The following is a 10,099-nucleotide window of genomic DNA, read 5'->3' on the forward strand; positions in this document are numbered from 1 at the left end:
GAAACTACACACGGTACGAGCCACACGCATTGTACCGAACCAAAGCAGGTATGCTCCCGCAGGTCGGACGTTCTACTTTAATAGTCGGAGGTTGGCAAGCTTCCCTACATGTCGGCACGTGGATTCATTTCAGCCCGGCAACTCTTGATCGCGGTCAACAAATCTGGCAAGAGCGTGCACCGACGTCACACAAAATGGATGTAACATGAATTATCTTAGAAAGATTTGCCTTTTGGTCGCACTCGCGTGCCTCAGCTCGCCGGCCGCGGCTCAAGTCGTACGAAACTTCGAGCCCGCTTTTTCCACCAACGACACAGGTGATATCTCCATCGTCGGGAACTCATTGCTCACCTGTCCGTCCAGCTCGCCGACTTGCACTCAGGCGCAATCTGGAAATGCCGACATCCTTCTCGAGCTCAACAATAATAATGCGTATGCGATGACGTACGTCGACGTGGATTCAGATGGGTCCACATTTAACTCATCCAGCGCGTCTTACTCCATTCCGACGGGAGCCAATGTTGTTTGGGCCGGACTCTATTGGGGCGGTCGAACCAATGCAGGGCTAGGGGGCTCGGCGGCACCCAACCCTGCAAACAAGGACACTGTAAAGCTTAGAGGCCCTGGCGCGACTGGGTATAGCACGATTACAGCGGCAAATTGCGACGTAGGCCTTACCCAAGGTGTATTTGACGATTATCAATGCCACGCCGTCGTCACCGGGAACATTCCCGACTCCGGAGGTTCTGTGAGCGTGGCAGATGTCCAACTCGGCACCGGAGAGAACCGTTTCGGTGGGTGGGCGCTCGTGATCGTTTACGCCGATTCGTCAGAGCCTTTGAGAAACTTGGTCGTATATGACGGGTTTGCGAACGTCCTTCGCGACACGGTCAACCCATTCGTCGTTGATATCCCAGTAAGTGGATTCAGAACACCTGCGCAGGGGGATGTGCGCACACGGATCGGTTCAGTTGTCTATGAAGGCGACCTCGACGCTCCGGGCGAGAGCTTCTCCCTCAATGGCACCAATCTCTCCGATGCGCTGAACCCGGTGGACAATTTCTTCAACGCAGGGATCACGAGTCTAGGTAGCCTCGTGACCGCAAGGTCTCCTTCCCATACCAACAACCTTGGGTTTGATATCGACCTTGTCGAAGTCACCAACGTTTTGGCCAATAACGCTACGTCAACCACCCTACAACTTACGACCACCCTCGATACCTACTTTCCAGGAGTTATCACATTTGCCACGGAAATCTTCGCGCCGAGGGTCACGGTTTCCAAAACTGTGACCGATCAGAATGGTGGTGCGATTCGCCCCGGCGACACCCTGATCTATAGGTTTGAGATTGAGAACACAGGAAACGACCCAGCAGATCGCGTTGTGCTAACGGACATCCTCCCCGCGGCTCTTTCGTACGTTCCAGGCTCGGCACGAATCGATGGCGTTCCAAGGACAGATGCATCGGATGCTGACTCCTATACTTGGTCGGCTGCTGACCGCGAAGTCGTCGCAAAGATAGGCTCAAATCCCGGTACAATCGGCGGCTCACTTGGAACAAACCAACTTGTAACATTGGTCTTCGAAGCTACCGTAAACGAAAACACTGAGGGTCAAGAGATCTCGAACCAGGCGAGCGTTTCGTATCGCGCACGCACGCTAGGGAATGACTTCACCACACTTTCGGACAGCGACCTTGGAAACGCAGGCAGCTCTCCAACCGTCGTTGTGGTCTCTGAGGTCGATCCCACCATCGCGATCACATCGCCAACAGACGGCACCTCAGTAAACGACAAACGGCCCGAGATCCGTGGTACGGCAAACCCCGGAGCAACCGTGGAGGTTTCCATCGATGGCGGTACCGCTGTCGAGGTGGTGGCAAACGCTCAAGGCGTTTGGAGTCTGACACCTTCTTCAGACCTCTCCGAAGGTGAACATCAGATCGAAGCTTCGACTGAAAACGCTGGCCAAACTGCTACCGATTCCACCTCATTTACTGTGGATACCGTGGCGCCTAACGTCCAGATCACAAGCCCAATCGACGGCTCGATCACTAATGAAACTCGCCCAACTATCACAGGACAATCCGATCCAGGTGCACTCGTTGAAATCACCATTGACGGCGGAGAACCTGCCACTGTGGTGGCCGACTCAAACGGCAACTGGTCCTACCAACCCGCCGACCCCTTGGGTCCTGGTGAACATGATATCGTTGCCGAAGCGAGCGACGAGGCCGGAAACACGGGCTCTGACTCCAGCAGCTTCACTATCAATCCAGATGCGTTTTCTCTGAACATCACGTCTCCAACCAACGGTCAAACGGTGACCGATGCGACTCCTACAATTACAGGAACAACTGAGCCAGGGGCTTCGGTTGAGGTCACGTTCCCAAGCGGTGAAACCATCACGGTTGTCGCGGATACTGCTGGGAACTGGGAAGCGACGCCTACACAGGCATTGATGGATGGATCCAACACCGTTTCAGCGACTCTTCCGGAGGTTCCTAACGGACCGAGCGCGAGCGTCACGTTTACAATCACTGAGGCAAATCAAGGCCTAGTCATTACGTCACCAACCCCCGGTTCGGTGATAACGCCTGAGCCGACCATCACGGGTACCGCTCAGCCTGGCGCGGTGATTGTCGTGGTTGTTGACGGTGAAGAAATTGGGAGTACCACGGCAGACGCTGACGGTAACTGGAGCATTCCAGTCGATGAGTCGCTGGCCCCAGGGGACACCACAATTGTGGTTACCGCGACAAATCCCGACGACACTGTGGAAACTGTTGAGGTCGATGTGATCGTGAATGCGGGTATGGATATCGAAATTCCTGACCCACCGTTCTCAGAGTCTATCACCTACTTGAGCGGCAATGGTTGCTCTCAGACCGGCGGAAGCCCAATGGGATGGCTTCTCGTCCTTGGGTTGATCGGAGTTCTGCGCCGAAGGATTTAGCGCTCGAGCACCATAGCTACGCCGAGCCCACCCGCTGCACATGCAGTCAATAGACCGTATTGCTCGTCGCGTCGCTCCATCTCACCTGCTAGTTGCATCATCAGCCTCGCACCAGTGGCGCCGAATGGGTGACCGATCGGAATCGACCCACCGTTGACATTGAATCGGTCGAGGTCCGCCTCCCCAAGCACATCAAGGCCTAATTTTTGGCTCAATTCCTTTGAGCTCCAGACCTTGAGGTTCGCCAATACTTGTGCTGCAAAGGCTTCATGCATCTCGACGAGTCCAATATCTTTGAGCTTGAGCCCAGCTCTCGTGAGGGCCTTGGGTGACGCGAAACTCGGTCCAAGAAGCATTGCAATCTTGGTCAAATCAAGAGCAGCGATCGCATGTGACTTGATGAACGCCAAAGGCTTGAGCCCCAACTCCTTGGCTTTACTCTCGCGCATCAGCAATATCGCAGACGCTCCGTCTGTGAGCGGAGATGCGTTGGCAGCAGTCACGGTCCCATACTTTCGATCGAAAACGGGCTTGAGCTTTGCCATCTTCTCGACGCTCGTATCTCCCCTCACCAACGTGTCAGCACTGACCACCTGATTGTACTTCTCTCCGGTGTTGACCGTGACCAACTCGGGGAATCGCCCCTCCGATTGGGCACGAGCCGCTCTTTGGTGAGTGATCTGGGTCCATTCATCTTGATCATGCCGAGAAACAGCGTATTCCTTCGCCATATTGTCGGCTGACTGACCCATTGAAAGCCCGGTTGTCGGCTCAGCTATACTCGGAACGTCGGGCTTGAGATCTTTGAGCTCGACTTCGGCAAACGCCTTGAGACGATCTTGAACGCTCTTGGCTTTAGATGCATCGTTGAGTGCGTGCGTCAGACTCAGTGTAAACCGCGCCTGAGCTGAGCTCATAGATTCTACGCCTGCCACGAGCACCGTGTCGGCTACGCCAGTCAAGATATCACCCACCGCGTTGATGGCGGCAGTTGCGCTCGAGGCACAGTACATCTGCACCGTGTAGGCCGGAATCTCGTTTGGAAGCTGAGAGCGCAGCACGACTTCTCGGGCTATATTTGGACCGTTCATTGGCGCCGACACGCATCCCACGATGCACTCATCGATCAGTTTGGGGTCCAAGTTGACGCGATTCAAGAGTTCGTTCACTGCAAAGCGCGTCAAGTCGGCTTCATTCAGATCTTTGTATTCGCTCCACGCCTTTACGAATGGTGTTCGCACACCCGCAATGATTGCTACGCGATCATCACCGCCCAGGCTCGGAGTCTTCTTCTTTCTGGTTGCCATCAAAAACCTCAGCGTGCGTAAAAGGATTGTTGTTTCTCGGCCATATCGACCAATATCTGAGCTGGACGCAGCCGACGCCCGTGCTTGTCGGCCAGGCGGTTCAGGCGCTCGACCACGTTTCTGATTCCTACGGTGTCGGCATATCGACAGATTCCGCCACGAAACGGCGGGAATCCCAACCCGAAGATCACACCGATATCAATATCTCTCGGGGACGAGGCGATCGATTCTTCGAGGCAGTAGGCGCATTCATTGAGCATCGCGAGCCAGATTCGGTCGCGAATCTCTTCCGTTTCGGGGTCGACTCTCTTCTTGCCGCCGGGCAGCTTGTCGTAGACGCTTGTATCAACACCCTTCGAATCCTCGCCGTAGAGGTAGAACCCCTTTCCATTCTTGCGCCCCTTTCGCCCCTCGTCCGCAATAGCCTGCAGGGCTGTGGGTTGATCCAATCGGTGTTTGAAGGCCTCGCCAAGGACTTTGGCGGCCTTTTGTCCCACGTCGATTCCGACTTCATCCATGAGTTTGAGCGGACCGACGGGGAATCCGAATTTCTCCATCGTGCGGTCGATCGCCTCCACGCTTGCCCCTTCTTGAAGGATCCAGCCGGCTTCGTTGATGTACGAGCCGATCACGCGGCTGGTAAAGAAGCCAGGACCATCCCCTACAACGATGCAGGTTTTACCCATATCACGGCCGACTTTCAGCGTGGTCGCAATTGCCCGGTCACTTGTTTTCGATGTCCGAATGATCTCAAGCAAAGGCATCTTGTGAACCGGACTGAAGAAGTGCATCCCAATAACATTTTCGGGACGCTGTGCATGTTCCGCAATCTTCGAGATTGGAATCGTCGACGTGTTGCTGGCAAAGATCGTCTCCGAGTTTCCGAGACTTTCGATGTCTTTCAGAATCGCCTGCTTCAGTTCGAGATCCTCAAAAACCGCCTCGACAATCAATTCACACCGCTCAAACCCATCGTAAGTCGTAGTCCCGGAAACTCTGCCCATGCAGATATCTGCTTCTGCGTGACTCAAACTCTTGCGCTTCACCTGCTTTTGAAAGAGCCCGTTCGTGTAGTTCAGCCCCCAACCTAGGCCATCGTGATCCCTATCCTTCAGGCGCACGTTGTAGCCCTTATAGGCAGCCAATTGCACGATACCTGCCCCCATCAAACCCGCTCCCAGCACGCCTAATCGCTCAACTTTCGTTGCCTCAACCTTTGCCGGAACGACTGGATCCTTGTCGATCTCATTCTTCATAAAGAAGAGGTTGATCAGGTTCTGGGCGACCTCGGTCTTCAGGAGCTCTACAAATGCCTTGGACTCGGCCTTCAGGCCCGCTTCAAACCCATCCGCCAACCCAACCTCGATGACCTCCAATGCTTTGAGAGGGGCGGGATAATGGCCACCGGTCTTCTTTAGAACCTGTTCACGCGCCTTGGAGAACACCAAGGTACGAGCCGGCGTGGATGCGACAAGCTTCATCGCAGCCCCCGTCGGATCTCTAACAACCGATCTAAAGTCCAAAGCCTTGTCGCGCTCTTTGTGCTCCTTACTAAGCTCTCTGACCTTCTGCGCTGCAACCTCCAATAGAATCGAAGGGTGCACAACCTCGTCGACAAGCCCGACCCTCTTTGCCTTTCGGGCGTTCAATTGTTTGCCTGTAAGAATCATGTCCAGGGCGACCTGCAGGTCAACAATCCTCGGTAACCTCTGGGTGCCGCCTGCGCCAGGAATTACGCCCAGCATAACCTCAGGCAGCCCCAGTTTGGTCTTTGGCGAGTCCGAAGCAATCCGAGCATCACAGGCCAGAGCCACTTCAAGTCCACCACCCAAACAGTTTCCATGAATCGCACTCACGAAAGGCACGCCCAACGACTCAAACTTGCCCATCAAAGCGTGCCCCTGCGAAACAAGAGCGTCCAAACCTTCTGGGTTTTGCGTGTACCGTTTGAGCTCCTTGATATCGAACCCCACGATGAAGTCCTTCTTTGCGCTATGGATAACAGCACCCACTAGCTTGGGCTCACGGCGTAGGTCCTCCAGAATTTCGTCCATACGTCCGGACATCGCGGGACTCAACGTGTTCACGCTCTCGTTCGCGACGTCGATACAAATGTAGCCGATGCCGTCTTCCACACGCAGCGAAACCATTTGATCGTCGATCTCTTTAGATTTCTTCATGAATTAGGTCCTTTAGCTGATTCGGTTAGCCTCTAGTCATCGCATTGAACTGATTTTGACGCAACGTGTCAACCAATTTTGAATGAGCGTTCACTAACTTTGTTTACGAGATATTCTCGGTTTGATTATCTTTCGGGACTCCTACAAGCTGACCCTAAGGCAAAACACTCGATATCATGAACATCTGGGGCCACGTAACCATGGGGGGAATCTTAGGCAGTGAGCGCCGCTTTGGCGCATTTTGCACACTCGCCCTACTTCTCGGATGTCTTTTCCCAGACATCGTCGATAAGCCCCTAAAGTTGATTGGAATCTACCCGTGGGGACGCACAGTGGGACATTCCACGCTGGTGTGGGCTGCGTACCACCTCAGCATCCAAACCATCAGGCCTGGGCGATTCTCAGCAGTCCTACACGCGTTCTCAATTGGCTGGATATCCCACTTTCTGGCGGATGTACTCGATGACTTCGCCCAGGGCGTTGAATGCACCGGGTATGTATTCACGTCTTGGATGGCATGGCCGATTTGGAACCCCGATATGTTTGACCTCAAGATATTCTCAGGCGGGAGGGAGTGCATCTCCACCTTCGAGGTTCTCTTCACAGTCTTGGGAGTCGTGTGGCTAGTACGTGCCAGGAAAGGCCGGAGATAACCTCATCGACGAATCGGTTCGGTGTTCCAGCGTCCCAAGAAACACAAAAACCCTGAGATTTCTCTCAGGGGTTTTGTGTTTGTAGAAAAATGGTTGGCAACGACCTACTTTCCCACCACCTCGCGGTGGCAGTATCATCGGCGCTGAGGAGCTTAGCTTCCGAGTTCGGGATGGGATCGGGCGGACCCTCCTCGCTATGGCTACCAACCAAAGTTTTCCCGGTCATTAACCGGTGAATGGGATGATGAAGTGTGAGCTTGTATTTTAATAAGGCGTTGTTTTTCTTCCTTAAGCGGTCTTTCGACGTGCTCGAGGAAAAACTGACAATGGTCTTGAGACATATTGAAAAATAAGCCTCTCGGTCGATTAGTATAGCTCAGCTCCACATGTTGCCATGCGTCCACTTGCTACCTATCCACGTCGTCGTCTTCGACGGACCTTCTAGTTGTTTAAACAAAGAGAGAGTTCATCTTGAGGGGGGCTTCCCGCTTAGATGCTTTCAGCGGTTATCCTGTCCGTATGTAGCTACCCGGCAATGCTTCTGGCGAAACAACCGGTACACTAGAGATACGTCCACCCCGGTCCTCTCGTACTAAGGGCAGTTCCTCTCAACTCTCTAACGCCCACGGCAGATAGGGACCGAACTGTCTCACGACGTTCTGAACCCAGCTCGCGTACCGCTTTAATTGGCGAACAGCCAAACCCTTGGGACCTACTCCAGCCCCAGGATGCGATGAGCCGACATCGAGGTGCCAAACCTCCCCGTCGATGTGAACTCTTGGGGGAGATCAGCCTGTTATCCCCGGAGTACCTTTTATCCGTTGAGCGATGGCCCTTCCATTCGGAACCACCGGATCACTAAAGCCTGCTTTCGCACCTGCTCGACTTGTAGGTCTCGCAGTCAAGCTCGCTTATGCTTTTGCACTCTTCGGCTGGTTTCCAATCAGCCTGAGCGAACCTTTGCGCGCCTCCGTTACTCTTTGGGAGGCGACCGCCCCAGTCAAACTGCCCACCAGGCAGTGTCCCTCGTCCGGATCACGGACGCAGGTTAGATATCCAGACATATCAGGGTGGTATTTCAAGGTTGGCTCCACCGATACTGGCGTACCGGCTTCAAAGCCTCCCACCTATCCTACACAGATATGCCCGAATATCACTGCCAAGCTACAGTAAAGGTTCACGGGGTCTTTCCGTCTTGCCGCAGGTAGACGGCATCTTCACCGCCAATTCGATTTCACTGAGTCCCTGGTTGAGACAGTGGGGAAGTCGTTACGCCATTCGTGCAGGACGGAACTTACCCGCCAAGGAATTTCGCTACCTTAGGACCGTTATAGTTACGGCCGCCGTTTACCGGGGCTTCAATTCGAAGCTTCGCAGTTACCCACTAACCTCTCCTCTTAACCTTCCGGCACCGGGCAGGCGTCAGACCCTATACGTCATCTTAACGATTTCGCAGAGTCCTGTGTTTTTGATAAACAGTCGCTACCCCCTGCTCTCTGCAACCCTGTTCGGCTCAACGCCGCGTGGACGTATCACCTAATAGGGGCACACCTTCTCCCGAAGTTACGGTGTCAATTTGCCGAGTTCCTTAACCAGGGTTCTCTCAAGCGCCTTAGAATTCTCTTCCCACCCACCTGTGTCGGTTTGCGGTACGGGCTCCTTATAGACTACGGTACGAGACTTTTCTCGGAAGCGGCGTATCGATCCATTGACGTGCGGGTCTAAAAGCGACCCACTCTGCTTCCCCTCTCGGAACTAGCGATGCGTTTGTGGGACGAACCCTCCTACATCACCTTCCTACGGGGTTGCACCGGAAATCCAATATCCGGCGGACCTAACGTTCTCCGTCCTCTCTTACCATCAAACACCTTACAAGGAGGTACAGGAATATTAACCTGTTTGCCATCGACTACGCCGTTCGGCCTCGTCTTAGGACCCGACTAACCCTGGGAGGATGACCCTGGCCCAGGAAACCTTGGGTATTCGGCGAACGGGTTTCTCACCCGTTTGATCGTTACTCACGTCAGCATATGCGCTTCTAGAACCTCCAGGACTCCTCACGGTATCCCTTCGCAGGCGACTAGAATGCTCCCCTACCACTGTAAATAAATTACAGTCCGCGGCTTCGGTTTATGGTTTGAGCCCCGTTATATTTTCGGCGCGGATTCACTCGACTAGTGAGCTATTACGCTTTCTTTCAAGGGTGGCTGCTTCTAAGCCAACCTCCTAGTTGTCTGTGTGCTTCCACATCCTTTGCCACTTAACCATAAATTAGGGACCTTAGCCGGCGGTCTGGGTTGTTGCCCTCTCGACCACGGATGTTATCACCCGTAGTCTGACTCCCGGGATAATACTCTACGGCATTCGGAGTTTGATTGGGTTTGGTAATCCGGTGAGACCCCTAGCCCATTCAGTGCTCTACCTCCGCAGGTAAATCTCCCGAGGCTATACCTAAATATATTTCGGGGAGAACCAGCTATCTCCGAGTTTGATTGGCCTTTCACCCCTACCCACAGCTCATCCCCCATTTTTTCAACAATGGTGGGTTCGGTCCTCCATTCCGCATTACCGGAACTTCAACCTGGCCATGGGTAGCTCACTCGGTTTCGGGTCTAAATCACACAACTATACGCCCTATTCAGACTCGGTTTCCCTGCGGCTTCGCCTTCTCGGCTTAACCTTGCTGCGTAACTTAACTCGCTGACTCATTATGCAAAAGGCACGCAGTCACCCTGCCTTGCGGCATAGGGCTCCCACTGCTTGTAGGCTCTCGGTTTCAGGGTCTATTTCACTCCCCTCAAAGGGGTACTTTTCACCTTTCCCTCACGGTACTTGTTCACTATCGGTCGTTTGCGTGTATTTAGCCTTGGAAGATGGTCCTCCCAGATTCCGACAGGGTTCCACGTGTCCCGCCGTACTCGGGTATCTCACACAGGTGCATGCTTATTTTCACTTACGGGGCTATTACCCGCTATGGCTCAACTTTCCAGATGATTCAGCTAA

The 10,099-nt window shown here is 53.8% G+C and carries 4 protein-coding genes and 2 rRNA genes (1 of these 6 cut by a window edge); 2 read left to right on the forward strand and 4 right to left on the reverse strand.

What is annotated here, in order from left to right; all coding sequences use genetic code 11:
* Positions 1-205 precede the first annotated feature (205 nt).
* Positions 206-2,956, forward strand: coding sequence for an Ig-like domain-containing protein (locus tag FRD01_RS08625; RefSeq protein ID WP_146958991.1), 2,751 nt, complete (start codon positions 206-208; stop codon positions 2,954-2,956).
* Here the strand turns inward: FRD01_RS08625 and FRD01_RS08630 are convergent.
* Together FRD01_RS08630 and FRD01_RS08635 are read right to left on the reverse strand one after the other, a co-directional pair.
* Complete coding sequence (locus FRD01_RS08630) at positions 2,953-4,263, reverse strand: acetyl-CoA C-acyltransferase (protein ID WP_146958992.1); 1,311 nt, start codon at positions 4,261-4,263, stop codon at positions 2,953-2,955. The genes FRD01_RS08625 and FRD01_RS08630 overlap by 4 nt on opposite strands.
* 8 nt (positions 4,264-4,271) lie before the next feature.
* Positions 4,272-6,443 carry a 3-hydroxyacyl-CoA dehydrogenase NAD-binding domain-containing protein gene (locus tag FRD01_RS08635; protein WP_146958993.1) on the reverse strand — a complete coding sequence of 724 codons (2,172 nt, stop codon included), beginning with the start codon at positions 6,441-6,443 and terminating at the stop codon, positions 4,272-4,274.
* Between the two features lie 176 nt (positions 6,444-6,619).
* On the opposite strand from FRD01_RS08635, the gene FRD01_RS08640 reads away from it, so the two are divergent.
* Entirely contained in the window at positions 6,620-7,096 is a 477-nt protein-coding gene (locus FRD01_RS08640; RefSeq protein ID WP_146958994.1) for a zinc dependent phospholipase C family protein, read from the forward strand.
* Between the two features lie 91 nt (positions 7,097-7,187).
* On the opposite strand, the gene rrf is transcribed toward FRD01_RS08640, so the two are convergent.
* Positions 7,188-7,304, reverse strand: a 5S ribosomal RNA gene (rrf, locus tag FRD01_RS08645).
* A gap of 137 nt (positions 7,305-7,441) precedes the next feature.
* Positions 7,442-10,099: ribosomal RNA gene (locus FRD01_RS08650) — 23S ribosomal RNA — on the reverse strand; it runs 367 nt beyond the window's last position.

Origin of the sequence: Microvenator marinus (assembly GCF_007993755.1) — a bacterium.
Lineage (GTDB): Bacteria > Myxococcota_A > Bradymonadia > Bradymonadales > Bradymonadaceae > Allomicrovenator > Allomicrovenator marinus.